The organism is Cryobacterium sp. SO2, assembly GCF_026151165.2.
Taxonomy (GTDB): Bacteria; Actinomycetota; Actinomycetes; order Actinomycetales; family Microbacteriaceae; genus Cryobacterium.
On sequence record NZ_CP117849.1, the window covers coordinates 2,337,598 to 2,353,131 of the forward strand.

Consider the following 15,534-nt stretch of genomic DNA (forward strand, 5'->3'; position numbering starts at 1 on the left):
CAAGCGCGGTTCGCTCTGGGCACAGCACCCCGCCCGGATCGAGCGCCGAAGGGGTGCTTTGCTGCGACTCGGCAAACGGAATCCCGCGAGTTGCCGCATTACGCCCCTTTCAGGACCGCTGAAGGGGCACTTTCCGGCAACTCGGCGGAGGGAACCCCACCTGCACAGCTGCGCAGTCCGGGTGACTACTTCGTGTCGAGGTCTGGCGTGGTGTCGGCATCGGTCGGGTCGGCATCGATCGGGTCGGCGTCGCCGGCAGCATCCGCCGGCGCCGCATCGGGCACGCCGGCCGGACCGTGCTCGAGCAACAACCGGAACTCGTCGGCGTTCAGGATGCGGATGCCGAGAAGCTCGGCCTTGGCGAGCTTGGACCCGGCGCCGGGACCGGCGGCCACGAAGTCGGTGTTCTTCGACACGCTCGACGCGTTCTTGCCGCCCGCGGCAATGATCGCCTCAGAGGCGCCCTCGCGGGTGAAGCCCTCGAGGGAGCCCGTGGCCACCACCGTGAGGCCGGCCAGTACTCCCCCGGCCGCCGCCGCGGCACCGGGGCCCGGATGCCCCGGAGTGTTGAACTGCACGCCGGCCGCGGCCCACTGCTCCACAATGTCGCGGTGCCAGTCCACCTCGAACCAGGCGAGCACGGCGTCGGCGATGATGCCGCCGACCCCGTCGACCTCGGCCAGTTCCTCGCGGCTGGCGGCCCGGATGGCCTCGAGCGAGCCGAAGTGGTTCGCCAGCGCCCGGGCGGCCACCGGGCCGACGTGACGGATGTTGAGCGAGACCAGGATGCGCCAGAGCGGCTTGGTCTTGGCCAGCTCGATCTCCGCGATCAGCTTGACCGCGTTGGAGGAGGGCTGCGGCCCGGTCAGGCCGGCCTTCTTCTCGGCAGCGGAGGGGTTGCGGCGGAACGGGGTGCGCTGGCGAGCCGTGCCGTCTTCGTCTTCACGCGGCAGCCCGGTCTCGGCGTCGCGGACGACGACAGAAATCGGCAGCAGGTCGTCGATGGTGAGATCGAACAGGCCCGCTTCGGTGTCCAGCGGGGGCACTTCGGGAATCGTCGGCTGGGTCAGCGCTGCCGCGGCCACCTCGCCGAGAACCTCGATGTCGAGGGCGCCGCGGGAGCCGATGTGCTCGACCCGGCCGCGCACCTGGGCGGGGCAGCTGCGCGCGTTCGGGCAGCGCAGGTCGATGTCGCCCTCCTTGGCGGGGGCCAACGGGGTGCCGCAGTCCGGACAGTTCACGGGCATCACGAACTCGTATTCGGTGCCGTCGCGCAGTTCGACCACCGGGCCGAGGACCTCGGGGATCACGTCGCCGGCCTTCCGCAACACCACGGTGTCCCCGATGAGCACACCCTTGGCCTTCACGACGTCCTGGTTGTGCAGGGTGGCCTGGCGCACGACGGAGCCGGCGACCCGCACCGGTGCCATCACGGCGAACGGGGTCGCCCGGCCCGTGCGGCCGACGCTCACGACGATGTCGAGCAGTTTCGTGTTCACCTGTTCGGGCGGGTACTTGTAGGCGATCGCCCAACGCGGCGCACGGTTGGTGGCACCGAGTTCGTCGTGCAGGGCGAGTTCGTCGACCTTGATCACGATGCCGTCGATCTCGTGTTCGACGCTGCCGCGGTGCTCACCGAAGTACTCGATGAACGCGGATGCCTCGCTGGGCTTCGCGACGACCTTGTAGTGCGTGCTGGTGGGCAGGCCCCACCCGGCGAGGAGGTCGTAGACGGCGGACTGCGAGTCGGCGCCGGGCTGTGCCCAGGCGCCGATGCCGTGCACGAGCATCCGCAGCCGGCCGAGCCTGGCCTTCATCAGGGCGAGCTGGTCGGGGTTCTTGCTCTCGGCCTTCTGGCGGAGCGATCCGCTGGCGGCGTTGCGCGGGTTGGCGAAGACGCGCTCACCGGCGGCGCTCTGCGCGGCGTTGAGCTCGCGGAACGCCTCGACGGGGAAGAACACCTCGCCGCGCACCTCCATCAGCGGGGGGTGCCCGGTGCCGGTCAGTCGCGCCGGAATGCCGGGAACGAGAGCGATGTTCTCGGTGACGTCTTCGCCGACGACGCCGTCCCCGCGGGTGGCGGCGCTCACGAGCGCGCCGTTCAGGTAGCGGAGGTTGATGGCCAGGCCGTCGATCTTGAGTTCGCAGAGGTAGTGCACAGCCCGGCCGGCGTCACGCTCGACCTTGGCCGCCCAGGCCTCGAACTCCTCGATGGAGAACACATTGTCGAGGCTGAGCATTCGCTCGGCGTGCTGCACGGGGTCGAACAGGGTGGTCTCGGCGCGGCCGCCCACGGTCTGGGTGGGGCTGTCCTGGCTGGCCAGCTCGGGGAAGAGCCGTTCGAGTTCTTCCAGGCGCCGGATCAGGCCGTCGTACTCGGCGTCGGAGATGACGACCTCGTTGCGCTCGTAGTACGCGTCGCGCGCCTTGAGGATGCGGGTGGTGAGACTCGCGGCCTCGTCGCCGGCAGCGGAGAGCGCTGCCGCTGGCGACGATCCCGTGGTCTCAGGCATTGACCGTCGTGGCGTCGGCGGCGGCGGCGGCGGCGGTGACCGGAACCGCGCTCACTGTGCGGTCGATGGTGCACTGGCCGAGCACCCGGGTGCCCACGTACACGACGGCGGTCTGGCCGGGCGCCACGCCGGTGAGCGGCTGGGTGGGCAGGATGCGCAGCTCGGTGTGCGCCTCAACCGGCGGAGTGGCGGTCGGATCGGCAGGCACGCTGATCACCTGGGCCACGGCGGGCTCGGGGTCGGCATGCGCGCGGATCTGCACGTCGCAGGCGAATTCGATCTCGGGGTGCTCCGGAGCCAGTCCGGCCCAGGTGTACTTGGTGCCGGCGATCTCCTTGATCGCCAGTGCCTCCTTGGGGCCCACGACCACGGTGTTCGAGACCGGGCGCACCTCGAGCACGAACCGGGGCTTGCCGTCGGCGGCGGGCGTGCCGATGGAGAGACCCTTCCGCTGACCGACGGTGAACGCCACGGCGCCCTCGTGCTCGCCGAGCTTGTTGCCCTCGCGGTCCAGGATGTCGCCGGTCGCCGGGGCGACCCGCTCGCCCAGCCAGCCGCGGGTGTCGCCGTCCGGAATGAAGCAGATGTCGTAGGAGTCGGGCTTGTTCGCCACCGAGAAGCCGCGCTCGGCGGCCTCAGCACGCACCTCGGCCTTGGACGGCGTGGCGCCCAACGGGAACATCGAGTGCGCGAGCTGCTCCTTGGTGAGCACGCCGAGCACGTAGGACTGGTCCTTGGCCCAGGCGCTGGCTCGGTGCAGTTCCCGGTTGCCGTCGGCATCCGTGACGATCGAGGCGTAGTGGCCCGTGCAGACGGCGTCGAAGCCGAGGGCGATGGCCTTCTCGAGCAGGGCGGCGAACTTAATCTTCTCGTTGCAGCGCATGCACGGGTTGGGGGTGCGGCCTGCGGCGTACTCGGCGATGAAGTCGTCGACCACGTCGAGCTTGAACCGCTCGGAGAAATCCCAGACGTAGTAGGGGATGCCAATGATATTCGCGGCGCGTTGCGCGTCCATCGAATCCTCGACTGTGCAGCAGCCGCGGCTGCCGGTGCGGAGCGTGCCGGGCATGCGCGACAAGGCCAGGTGCACCCCGACCACCTCGTGCCCTGCCTCGACCGCGCGGGCTGCGGCCACGGCGGAATCCACCCCACCGCTCATAGCTGCCAGAATCTTCACTGGTTAAGTGTACGCACGCGGCGCCGAGTCGGCCATTCCCGCGCCGATCGCCTGCGCCCACGCCGCCGGCAATGCCGCGAGCAGAGCGTCGACGTCGGCCTGCGTTGAGGTGCGGCCGAGCGTGATTCGCAGGGCACTGCGGGCTTCGGCCTCGCTGCGGCCCATGGCACGCAACACGTGCGACGGTTCGGGGATGCCCGCCTGGCAGGCTGACCCGGTGGAGACCGACACCCCGGCCACATCCAGCAGGAACAGGAGCGAGTCGCCCTCGCAGCCCGGGAAGGTGAAGTGGGCGTTGCCGGGCAACCGCCCCACCGGGTCAGGGTCGCCGTTCAGCACCGCGGACGGCACGGCGGCGCGGACGCCGGCGATCACGGCGTCGCGCAGCACCCGCAGGCGGCGGTTCTCGCTGGCGAGCTCGGCGGTCATGGCGGTGGCCGCGACGGCGAACGACACCGCGGCCGCCACATCCTGTGTGCCGCTGCGCACCTGGCGCTGCTGGCCGCCGCCGTGGATCAGCGGCACCACCGTAGTCGCGCGGGAGAGCACCAGGGCGCCGATGCCCACCGGCCCGCCGATCTTGTGCGCCGAGACGCTGAGCGCCGACACCCCCGCCGTGTGCAGAGCGGCGAAGTTGATGGGCATGTGCCCGTAGGCCGAGATCGCATCGATGTGCACGGGGATGCCGTGCGACGCGGCGAGCGCCGCCACGGCCTCGATCGGCTGCAGGGTGCCCACCTCGTTGTTGGCGGCGAGCAGGGTGACCAGGGCCACGTCGTGGGGGTTCGACGAGATGGCGGCGTCGAGGGCGGCCAGGTCGATGCGTCCCAGGGCGTCCAGCGGGATCCACTCCACAGTGGCGCCCTCTTGCTGCGCGAGCCACTCGACGGTATCGACGGTGGCGTGGTGCTCTCCCCCGGGCACGAGGATGCGGGTGCGGGGCGAACGAGCCCAGTACAGCCCCTTGATGCCGAGGTTGACCGCTTCGGTGCCGCCGCCGGTGAAGACGATCTCGATCGGGTCGCAGCCCACACTCGCGGCCACCTGTTCGCGGGCCTCCTCGAGCATCCGTTTGGCGTTCTGGCCCTGGCTGTGAATGGATGCGGGGTTGCCGACGACGGCCATCGCTTCCGCGTAGGCGGTGATGGCGGCCGGCAACATGGGGGCCGTCGCCGCGTGGTCGAGGTACGCGTGGTCGAAAGACACCGACATGTGCTCGCCTCCTGGCAGATCTGTGGCGGGCGGGTCGGCCATCCGGACTGGTCGGAATACCACGCCTGCACTCATTACTCTAGTTTCATGACTCCAGCTGACTCCCTCCGCAATCTGGGCGTCCGCGCTACGAGCAACGGCGGCGAGCTCCGCGTGTGGTCCGAACACGCGGACTCCATCGAACTGTGCATCTTCGACCACACCGATCCCAATTGGATCGTGCGCACGGTGCCCATGGTGCGCGACGCGCACAACGTCTGGGTGGGCCGCTCCCGCACCCTCACCGCCGGCCGCCGCTACGGCATCCGGGTGTCGGGCCCTGCCGGTCCCACGCACTCCTTCCACCCGGAGAAGACCCTGATCGATCCGTATTCCCGGGGCCTCGCCCGGGTGGGACCCGACCAGTGGCAATCCACCATGATCGACGGCGGCTTCGACTGGGCCGGGGCGGTCAAGCCCAACACGCCCATGGACCACACGGTCGTCTACGAGGCCCACGTGCGCGGCCTCAGCAAACTCAGCGCGGCGATGCCCGTGGAGCTGCGCGGCACCTACGCGGGCCTGGCGCACGAGAGCACCATCGCCTACCTGAAGAACCTCGGGGTGACGGCTGTCGAGCTGCTGCCCGTGCAGTCCTTCGTCTCCGAGCAGCGCCTGATCAAGCAGGGCCTGTCCAACTACTGGGGCTACAACACCTTCAACTTCTTCACCCCGCACGCCGACTACGCCACCCAGGCCTCCCAGTCCGAGGGTCCTGAGGCCGTGCTCCGCGAGTTCAAGGGTATGGTCAAGCTGCTGCACGAGGCCGGCCTCGAGGTCATCCTCGACGTGGTCTACAACCACACCGCCGAGGAGGGCCCGTCCGGCCCGGTGACGAGCCTGCGCGGCATCGACAACGCCACCTACTACCGGCAGAACGCCAAGGGCCACTACATCGACGTCACCGGATGCGGCAACACCGTGAACTTCGGTCACGAGGTGCCCATCCGGCTGGTGCTGGACTCCCTGCGGTACTGGGCCAACGAGGTGCAGATCGACGGGTTCAGGTTCGACCTGGCCGCCACCCTCGGCCGGAACGGCGACGTGCACTACACGCCGGACCACCCGCTGCTCACCGCAATCAGGGACGACCCGGACCTGGCCGGCGTGAAGCTCATCGCCGAACCCTGGGACGTCGGCATGGGCGGCTGGCAGACCGGCAACTTCCCCGCCGGCTGGTCGGAGTGGAACGACCGTTACCGCGACCGGATGCGCTCGTTCTGGCTCACTGACATCGCCGCCGTTCGCCACAACTCCACCTCGGACAGCGGCATCGGCCGGTTCGCCTCCCGCCTGGCCGGCTCGGCCAACACCTTCCCGGTGGAACGCGGGCCGCTGGCGTCACTGAACTTCATCACCGCACACGACGGTTTCACCATGGCCGACCTCACCGCGTACAACACCAAGCACAACGTGGGCAACGGCGAGATGAACCGGGACGGCACCGACGGGAACAACTCCTTCAACCACGGCGTCGAGGGTCCCACCAGGGACGTGACTGTGTTGCGCACCAGGCGCCGGGCGATGCGCAACCTGCTGGGCACCCTGCTGCTCTCCGCCGGTGTGCCCATGCTCACGGCCGGCGACGAGTTCGGCCGCAGTCAGCGCGGCAACAACAACGCCTACTGTCACGACAGCGAGCTCACCTGGCTGGACTGGAACTTCGACGACTGGCAGCAGGACCTGCACAGGGTCACCCGGCAGCTCCTCGCCCTGCGCCGGGAGAACCCGGCCCTGCGCCCGGTGCGGTTCGGCCGGCCGGGGCACACCACCCTCAGCGCCAGCCAGATGGACTGGTACAACGCCGCCGGCGCCTCGATGTCCGAGACCGACTGGAACTCCCCCCAGGAGCGCACCCTGCAGTACCTGGCGGCCAGCACCCCTGAGCACGAGGCATTCAACCGAATCCTGCTTATCGTGCACGGCCTGGAAACCCCGGTCGACGTGACGCTGCCCCTGCACTCGGGTGTCTCGGGATACACGGTGCTCTGGGATTCCAGCCACGACGACATCCGCGAGGTGCAGAGTTCCTACATGCCGGGCGCCCGCCTCACCATGGGGGGCACGTCGATGCTGCTGCTGCGGGCCGAAGAAGCCCAGGCATGACCAAGCCGGATGCCGGCGGTACGCCGGCCACTGTGGCGCTGGTGCGCGCAGGCATCCGGTTCACCGCCCACCAGTACTCGCACGACGCTGCCCCGCATGGAGCGGCGGCCGGCTACGGCCTCGAGGCGGCGGACAAACTCGGCCTCGATCCCGACCAGGTGTTCAAGACCCTCCTCGCCGACGCCGACGGCAACCTCGTCGTGGCGATCGTGCCGGTCTCCGGCCAACTCGATCTCAAGGCCCTCGCCGCCGCGGTCGGCGCGAAGAAGGCCGTGATGGCCGATCCACAGGTGGCCGAACGCAAGACCGGTTACATCGTGGGCGGCATCAGCCCGATCGGCCAGAAGTCCCGGTTCAGCACGGTGCTCGACGAGACCGCCGAACTCTTCGACACCGTCTTCGTCTCCGGCGGCCGCCGCGGTTTCGACCTGGAGCTCTCCCCCGCCGACCTCATCACCGTCACGGGGGCCGTCCTCGCCCCCATCGGCCGGGACCGCTAAGCCGGACGTGCACGCATGGTGAGCACAGGGAGACTCATTCGGCGGGGCACCGTGGAGCTTTACCTGACGGACAAAGGAGGTGACGGTCCTCCCGTCGTGCTCCTGCACGGCCTGGCGGGTAGCGGCACCGAGATGGCCCAGACCGCCGCCGCCCTCCGTGACCACCGGGTGATCACTCTCGACGCCCGCGGGCACGGACGCAGCACAACCCGGCCCGACGACGTTTCGCGAGCGGCGCATACGGCCGATGTGGTGTTCGTGATCGAGACCGTGATCGGACAACCTGTGGCACTGGTCGGCCAGTCCATGGGAGGGCACACCGCCCTGCTTGTCGCGAGCGCCCGGCCCGATCTGGTGGGCAGGCTCGTCCTGCTGGAGGCCGGCGTCGGCGGCGACGGCACATTCGAGAGCAGAGAGGCCCTGCGCGGTTTCTTCGACTCCTGGCCGATCCCGTTCGCCACGACCGCGGACGCCCGGGCCTTTCTGGGTGACTCAGTGCTGTCGCGGGCGTGGATCGACGATCTGGAAGGGCGGGCCGACGGGCTCTGGCCCCGGTTCGATCCGGAGGTGTTGGTCGAGACCCTCGCCCACGTCGATGCGCATCCGCACTGGGCCGAATGGTGCAGCCTAGACGTGCCGACGCTGGCGGTCTTCGGCGCGGTCGGCATGTTCTCCCCGGTGGCGCAACGAGAGTTCGTGAGCCGAGGCCGCAAGGTGCGCCACGTCACACTCGACGAGGGAAGCCACGACGCCCATCTCGATGCCTTCGATTCCTGGATTCGCGAGCTCAGCGCGTTCCTGGCTCTGTGCCCCACCCCGCCGGGCGATTCCGAGCAGCGGCATGGGTGAGCGTGCTCGACCCGCCATCCACGACGGGGCGCGCAGCACTCACGTCTCGCACGGCACCGTGTCCAGGGTGATCAACGCCCGTCGGCCGAGATCGCTGACCAACCCACCGACGCGTCACTGACGGATCAGCTCGCGACGGCCACCAGGCCCATCTCGGCCGGGCTGATCAACAGGTCGTTCCGCGGCACCACCCGCACCGTGTAACCGAAGCCGCCGGCGCGGTCGAGCTCCACGGTTCCGGTGAACAGGGTCGGCGCGCCGGGCGTCACCGTTTCGGTGGCGTCCTGGCTCAGGGCGTCGTTGATCGGCTCGAGGGCCTGCGTGTTGACGTCCACGAGGTCGTCGCCGCCCGCACTCTTGCCGTAGACGACCTGCACCGTGACGTCTTCAGGTGCGAGGCCGTTCAACTGCACGTGCGCGCGGAGGCGCAGTTCGTCGCCCACCTGAGGCACCGGGGCAACCCCGCCGGACTCCACGTGCTCGACAGCCACTCCGGGCCAGGCTCCCACAATCCGGGCCTTCCAGAGGGCCAGTTCGCGGGCTGCGCGGTAGTTATTGGCGGACAGCCGGGCCTCGGAGGCGCCGGCGGGCCGGTAGAGCTTCTCGACGTACTCGCGCACCATCCGGCCGGCGTTCAGTTCGGGTGAGAGCCCGGAAAGGGTCTGGCGGATGTTGGCGACCCAGCGTTCGGGCACGCCGTCGGCGTTGCGCTCGTAGAACGGCGGTGCCACCTGGTGCTCGATGAGCTCGTAGAGGGCCTCGGCCTCGAGCCGGTCGCGTTCGACCGGGTTGGTGCTCGCGTCGGCGGAGGGGATCGCCCACCCGTTCTGGCCGTCGAAGTACTCGGGCCACCAGCCGTCCAGGATCGACAGGTTGAGGGCGCCGTTCAGGGCCGCCTTCATGCCTGAGGTGCCGCAGGCCTCGAGCGGGCGCAGCGGGTTGTTCAGCCACACATCCGTGCCCGGGTACATCAGCTGGGCCATGCCGATGTTGTAGTCGGGCAGGAACGCGATGCGGGTGCGGAGCTCAGGGTCGGCGGCGAACTGCACGATCTTCTGGATCAGCCGTTTGCCTTCCTCGTCGGCGGGGTGCGACTTGCCGGCGATGACGATCTGAACCGGGTGCTCCGGGTGCAACAGCAGGGCGCGCAAACGCTCGGGGTCGTGCAGCATCAGGGTGAGCCGCTTGTAGGTGGGCACCCGGCGGGCGAAGCCGATGGTGAGCACGTTCGGGTCGAAGACCTGGTTGATCCAGGCGGGGATCAGGCCGCCGGGGTTCTGTACCAGCCAGGCCGCGCCGATGCGGCGGCGGGCGTCCTCGACGAACTGGCGGCGCATGTCGCCGCGCACCTCCCAGAGGTCCTGGTCGCTCACCACCGGTGACGCCCAGTCGGCGGTGGAGGTGTCGGTGGTGCCGAGCCGGTTCGCGGCGAGAGCCTTGAGCGCCGGGTCGGTCCAGGTGGGCGCGTGCACCCCGTTGGTGATCGACGTGATCGGCACCTCGTTGGCGTCGAAGCCGGGCCAGAGGCCGTTGAACATGCGCCGGCTCACCTCGCCGTGCAGCTTGGAGACGCCGTTGGCGTGCTGACCGAGGCGCAGGCCCATGATGGCCATGTTGAACACGTCCGGCGACCCGCCCGGGTAGCTCTCCGAGCCCAGGCCCAGCAGGTCGTCCACGGCCACCCCGGGCAGCAGGTCGGTCTCGAAGTAGCGGCGCACGAGCGAACTCTCGAACCTGTCGATGCCGGCCGCGACGGGGGTGTGCGTGGTGAAGACGGTTCCGGCGCGGGCCACCTGCAGCGCCTCGGCGAAGCTCAGTCCATCACCGATGAGGCTGGAGATGCGCTCGAGGCCGAGGAATCCGGCGTGGCCCTCGTTGGTGTGGAACACCTCCGGCTCCGCACGACCGTTGAGGTTGCTCCACAGCCGCACCGCGCGGGCGCCGCCGATTCCCAGCAGCAATTCCTGCAGCAGGCGGTGTTCGCCGCCGCCGCCGTAGAGCCGGTCGGTCACCTGGCGCAGGTCGTCGGTGTTCTCCGGAATGTCGGTGTCGAGCATCAGCAGCCGGATCCGGCCGACCTTGGCCTCCCAGACCCTGGCGTGCAGGGTGCGGTCGTCCGGCAGCGCGAGGGACACCTGCACGGGCGATCCGTCGGCGCGGCGCAGCACCGACAGGGGCAGGCCGTCGGGGTCGAGCAGCGGGTAGCTCTCCAACTGCCAGCCATCCGTGGAAATCGCCTGGCTGAAGTAGCCGGCCTTGTAGAACAGGCCAACGCCCACGAGCGGCACACCCAGGTCGGACGCGCTCTTGAGGTGGTCGCCGGCCAGGATGCCGAGCCCGCCGGAGTATTGCGGCAGGGCGGCCGCGATGCCGAACTCGGGCGAGAAGTAGGCGATCGACTCGGGCTTGTCGCCCTCCAGGCCCTGGTACCAGCGCGGCTGGTCGAGGTAGGCGCGCAGGTCGTCGCGCACCAGGTTGACGCCGGAAACGTAGTCGTGGTCCTGGGCGAGTTCCTGCAGCCGGGCCGGGTCCACCGCTCCGAGCAGGGCCACCGGGTCGGTGCCGATGCGCCGCCAGAGCTCGGGGGCGATGTGTTCGAAGAGCTGCCGGGTGGGCTCATGCCACGACCAGCGCAGGTTTCCGGCCAGCTCGTCGAGCGCGGCCAGCGACTCGGGCAGGACTGCACGGACTGTAAATTTACGGATCGCCTTCACGAACTTCACTTTAGAGGCGTGGTGTGTCTAACGGGTAACGATCCTGTGCGTGTGGCCCCACCGATTCGGCCCCCGTTCGCTACGGTAGTTGTGTGGCTAAGACAGCGAAACGAACCGGTACCGCCCCCTCGACGCCGAGCCCGGCGGATGTCCAGACCAAAGTCGGTCGCATCCCGGTGCTCGACCTTTCCCCGCAGCTGAACGACAACCTCTGGCCGGCCAAGGCCTTCGCCGGTGAGGTCGTGCCGTTTCGCGCCACGGCGTTCAGGGAGGGGCACGACGCGATCGGCGTGATGCTGCATCTCACCGCGCCGGACGGCACGACGACGCAGCATCCGATGCACCTCACCGTGCCGGGCACCGACCGCTACGAGACGCAGGTGCGCCTCGACGCGCAGGGCTCGTACACCTACCGGGTGCGCGGCTATTCGGATGATTTCGCCACCTGGGTGCACAACGCGGCGATCAAGGTGCCCGCCGGCATCGACGTCGAGCTGATGTTCCTGATCGGGTCGACCCTGCTGGCCTCCGCCGGCAAGGACCTCACCCGCCCGGTCGCCGAGCGCCGGTTGTTCGCGGCCGCTGCCAAGACCCTGGCCAACACCCGGGCGTCGCTCGCCGACCGCACGGCCGTGATCACCGACCCCGCCCTGACCAATGCTGCCGCCGTGCGTCCCCTGTCCAGCCTGGACACGTTCTCCGCCGAGCGCACCGTGCGGGTCGAACGCACCAGGGCCGGTGTCGGCTCCTGGTACGAGTTCTTCCCCCGCTCGGAGGGCGCAGTGCCCCGCGCTGACGGCAGCTGGCAGAGCGGCACGTTCCGCACGGCCGCCGCCCGGCTGCCCGCCGTCGCTGCGATGGGCTTCGACGTGCTCTACCTGCCGCCGATCCATCCCATCGGCCGCGCCTTCCGCAAGGGTCCCAACAACACTCTCGACGCCGGCGAGAACGATCCGGGGTCCCCCTGGGCGATCGGCTCGGCGGCCGGCGGGCACGACGCCATCCACCCCGATCTCGGCACGATCGACGACTTCAGCTTCTTCCTCGACGCCGCGCGTGCCGAGGGGATCGAGGTGGCCATCGACCTGGCCCTGCAGGCCTCCCCCGACCACCCCTGGGTGCGCGAGCACCCGGAGTGGTTCACGACGCTGCCCGACGGCACCATTGCCTACGCCGAGAACCCGCCCAAGAAGTACCAGGACATCTACCCGATCAACTTCGACAACGACCCGGCGGGCATCCGAGCCGAGGTCCTGCGGCTGGTGCGGTACTGGATCGGCGTCGGCGTCAACATCTTCCGGGTCGACAACCCGCACACCAAGCCCCTGGACTTCTGGGAGTGGCTGATCGGCACGATCAACCGCGAGTCGCCCGACGTGGTCTTCCTCGCCGAGGCCTTCACCCGCCCGGCACTGTTGCAGGGCCTGGCCAAGGTGGGCTTCCAGCAGTCGTACACGTACTTCACCTGGCGCAACACCAAGGAGGAACTCGAGGAGTTCTTCGACGGTCTCGCCCACGACACCGCGGACTTCCTGCGGCCGAACCTGTTCGTGAACACCCCGGACATCCTGTCTGAATACCTCCAGTTCGGCGGCCCGGCGGCGTTCAAGATCCGCGCTGCCCTCGCCGCCACGGCCGCACCCACCTGGGGCGTCTACGCCGGTTTCGAACTGTACGAGAGCGTCGCCCGCCCCGGCGCCGAAGAGAACATCGACAACGAGAAGTATCAGTACCGCCCGCGCGACTACGCGAAGGCCGAAGCGCTGGGCAAGTCGCTGTCGCCGTTCCTCGCGCTGCTGGGCCGCATCCGCGCAGCGCACCCGGCCCTGCGGCAGCTGCGCAACCTCGACATCCACTCCAGCGACGACGACTCGATCCTCGTGTACAGCAAGTACCTGGCCGGCGAGTTCACCGACGACGGCCGCGCGGATGCCCTGATCATCGTCGCCAACGTCGACCCGCACTCCGTGCGCGAGACCGTGGTGCACCTCGATGTCACCCGGTTCGGGCTCCCCCTTGGCTCCACCTTCGAGGTGGAGGACCTCGTCACCGGCGCGGTCTGGACCTGGGCAGCCGACAACTTCGTGCGCCTCGACGCGTTCACCGAACCCGTGCACATCCTGCACGTACGCACCCCACACACCGCACACCAGAACGGATAGGCCGAATGAAACACGCCACCGGCCGACCGGCCGACGAACTGCCCGTCTTCTCCGCCCACGTGCTCGAGACCGTCTCGGTGGGGTCGTACTACAACCCGCACGAGGTGCTCGGCCAGCACCTGCTCGACCTGCCCGACATCGTCGACCCGCTCACGGTCATCCGGGCGCTGCGTCCACTGGCCACCGAGGTCATCGCCGTGTTGTCCACCGGCGCCAGGGTCGAGTTGGCGCACCTGGGCTACGGCATCTGGCAGGGCGTCAGCACCATCGGCCCGCAGGACTACGAGATCGAGGCGCACTACGAGGGCGGACCGGCCTGGGTCAGCGACGACCCCTACCGCTACCGGCCGACTCTCGGCGAGCTCGACCTGCACCTGATCGGCGAGGGCCGCCACGAACGACTCTGGGATGTTCTGGGCGCCCACGTGCGCACCTTCACCGGGGTGACCAAACCCGTCAGCGGCACTTCGTTCTCGGTCTGGGCGCCGCACGCCCGCGCTGTGCGCATCATCGGCGACTTCAACAGCTGGTCGGGCATCCTGCACGCCATGCGCAACATGGGCAGCACGGGCGTCTGGGAGCTGTTCGTGCCCGGCCTCACGGCCGGCTCCAACTACAAGTTCGAGATCCTCACCCAGGCCGGCCAGTGGATCCAGAAGGCCGACCCGATGGCCAGATACACCGAGGTTCCGCCGCTCACGGCGTCGGTCGTCGGCGAGACCGCGTACACCTGGGGCGACCAGGACTGGCTCGCGACCCGCAGCGCCACCGACCCGCACAACCGGGCCATGAGCGTCTACGAGATGCACGTGGGCTCCTGGCGGCCCGGTCTGGGCTACCGGGCCCTGGCCGACGAGCTGATCGGCTACCTGGAAGAACTGGCCTACACGCATGTGGAGTTCATGCCGCTGTCCGAGCATCCGTTCGGCGGATCGTGGGGCTACCAGGTCACCGGCTACTACGCGCCGACGAGCCGTTTCGGCCACCCGGACGACCTGCGTTACCTGATCGACCGGCTGCACCAGGCCGGCATCGGCGTGATCATGGACTGGGTGCCCGGCCACTTCCCCAAGGACGACTTCGCCCTGGCCCGCTTCGACGGGCAGGCATTGTACGAGCACCCTGACCCCCGCCGCGGCGAGCAGATGGACTGGGGCACCTACGTGTTCGACTTCGGTCAGATGCAGGTGCGCAACTTCCTCGTCGCCAACGCGCTGTACTGGCTGGAGGAGTTCCACATCGACGCCCTCCGGGTCGACGCCGTCGCGTCGATGCTGTACCTGGACTATTCCCGCAAAGACGGCGAGTGGGAGCCGAACAAGTTCGGCGGCCGGGAGAACCTCGAGGCGATCAGCCTGCTGCAGGAGATCACCGCCACCGCGTACAAGCGCAACCCCGGCACCATCATGATCGCCGAGGAGTCCACCAACTGGGGCGGCGTCACGGCGGCCACCTCCGGCGGCGGCCTCGGTTTCGGCCTCAAGTGGAACATGGGCTGGATGCACGACTCGCTCGAGTACATGAGCGAAGACCCGATGCACCGCGCCTACCACCACAACGAGATGACGTTCTCGTTCGTCTACGCGTTCAGCGAGAACTTCCTGCTGCCGATCAGCCACGACGAGGTCGTGCACGGCAAGGGCTCGCTGATCGCCAAGATGCCGGGTGACCCGTGGCAGCAGCTCGCCAATGTGCGGGTCTACCTGGCGTTCATGTGGGCGCACCCGGGCAAGCAGCTTCTGTTCATGGGGTCGGAGTTCGGCCAGCGCTCCGAGTGGAGCGAAGAACGCGGCCTGGACTGGTGGATGCTCGACCAGCCCGGCCACCGCGGCCTGTTCAACCTGGTCGGCCAGCTCAACCGGGTCTACCGGGACACCCCGAGCCTCTGGGCGCGCGACAACGAGCCCGGCGGGTTTGAGTTGCTCGACGGCGGTGCCGCTGCCGAGAACGTGATCACGTTCCTGCGCTGGGACAACGACGGCACCCCCGTCGCCTGCCTGTTCAATTTCTCCGGCAATCCGCACACCGCGTACAGGGTCGGCCTGCCCCAGGCCGGCACCTGGGACGAGATCCTCAACACGGATGCCGAGAACTTCGGCGGCTCCGGCGTGGGCAACCTCGGCGAGGTGCACGCGTTGGCCGAACCGTGGGCGGGCCGGCCCGCATCCGCCACCCTCACCCTGCCGCCGCTCGGTGCCCTCTGGCTGCGCCTGCGCCGCTAGCGGAACGCGAAAGCGCCCGTTCGGGCACCTCAGCTAGCTG

The 15,534-nt window shown here is 69.2% G+C and carries 9 protein-coding genes; 5 read left to right on the forward strand and 4 right to left on the reverse strand.

Annotation, left to right across the window (positions count from 1 at the left end):
• Positions 1-185: 185 nt before the first annotated feature.
• The 3 genes from ligA to BJQ94_RS10840 are packed head-to-tail and all read right to left on the reverse strand — an operon-like array spanning position 186 to position 4,902.
• A complete protein-coding gene (gene ligA / locus BJQ94_RS10830; RefSeq protein ID WP_265400269.1) occupies positions 186-2,513 on the reverse strand; it encodes an NAD-dependent DNA ligase LigA in 2,328 nt (775 codons plus the stop codon).
• Positions 2,506-3,690, reverse strand: a complete 1,185-nt coding sequence (gene mnmA, locus BJQ94_RS10835; RefSeq protein WP_265400268.1) for a tRNA 2-thiouridine(34) synthase MnmA — start codon at positions 3,688-3,690, stop codon at positions 2,506-2,508. Before mnmA ends, ligA begins: the two co-directional genes overlap by 8 nt.
• Positions 3,691-3,693: 3 nt before the next feature.
• Complete coding sequence (locus BJQ94_RS10840; protein WP_265400267.1) at positions 3,694-4,902, reverse strand: cysteine desulfurase family protein; 1,209 nt, start codon at positions 4,900-4,902, stop codon at positions 3,694-3,696.
• Positions 4,903-4,989: 87 nt separating this feature from the next.
• Here BJQ94_RS10840 and glgX point away from each other — a divergent pair, with 87 nt between their 5' ends.
• The 3 genes from glgX to BJQ94_RS10855 are packed head-to-tail and all read left to right on the forward strand — an operon-like array spanning position 4,990 to position 8,396.
• Positions 4,990-7,047, forward strand: coding sequence for a glycogen debranching protein GlgX (glgX, locus tag BJQ94_RS10845; RefSeq protein WP_265400266.1), 2,058 nt, complete (start codon positions 4,990-4,992; stop codon positions 7,045-7,047).
• Positions 7,044-7,547, forward strand: coding sequence for a Cys-tRNA(Pro) deacylase (gene ybaK, locus BJQ94_RS10850; protein WP_265400265.1), 504 nt, complete (start codon positions 7,044-7,046; stop codon positions 7,545-7,547). Before glgX ends, ybaK begins: the two co-directional genes overlap by 4 nt.
• 51 nt (positions 7,548-7,598) lie before the next feature.
• Complete coding sequence (locus tag BJQ94_RS10855; protein ID WP_275875469.1) at positions 7,599-8,396, forward strand: alpha/beta hydrolase; 798 nt, start codon at positions 7,599-7,601, stop codon at positions 8,394-8,396.
• A 125-nt stretch (positions 8,397-8,521) separates the two neighbouring features.
• On the opposite strand, the gene glgP is transcribed toward BJQ94_RS10855, so the two are convergent.
• Entirely contained in the window at positions 8,522-11,110 is a 2,589-nt protein-coding gene (gene glgP, locus BJQ94_RS10860; protein WP_265400263.1) for an alpha-glucan family phosphorylase, read from the reverse strand.
• A 170-nt stretch (positions 11,111-11,280) separates the two neighbouring features.
• Here glgP and BJQ94_RS10865 point away from each other — a divergent pair, with 170 nt between their 5' ends.
• Together BJQ94_RS10865 and glgB are read left to right on the forward strand one after the other, a co-directional pair.
• A complete protein-coding gene (locus BJQ94_RS10865; protein WP_265400337.1) occupies positions 11,281-13,272 on the forward strand; it encodes a maltotransferase domain-containing protein in 1,992 nt (663 codons plus the stop codon).
• Between the two features lie 59 nt (positions 13,273-13,331).
• Positions 13,332-15,494, forward strand: coding sequence for a 1,4-alpha-glucan branching protein GlgB (gene glgB, locus BJQ94_RS10870; protein ID WP_265400336.1), 2,163 nt, complete (start codon positions 13,332-13,334; stop codon positions 15,492-15,494).
• Positions 15,495-15,534 lie beyond the last annotated feature (40 nt).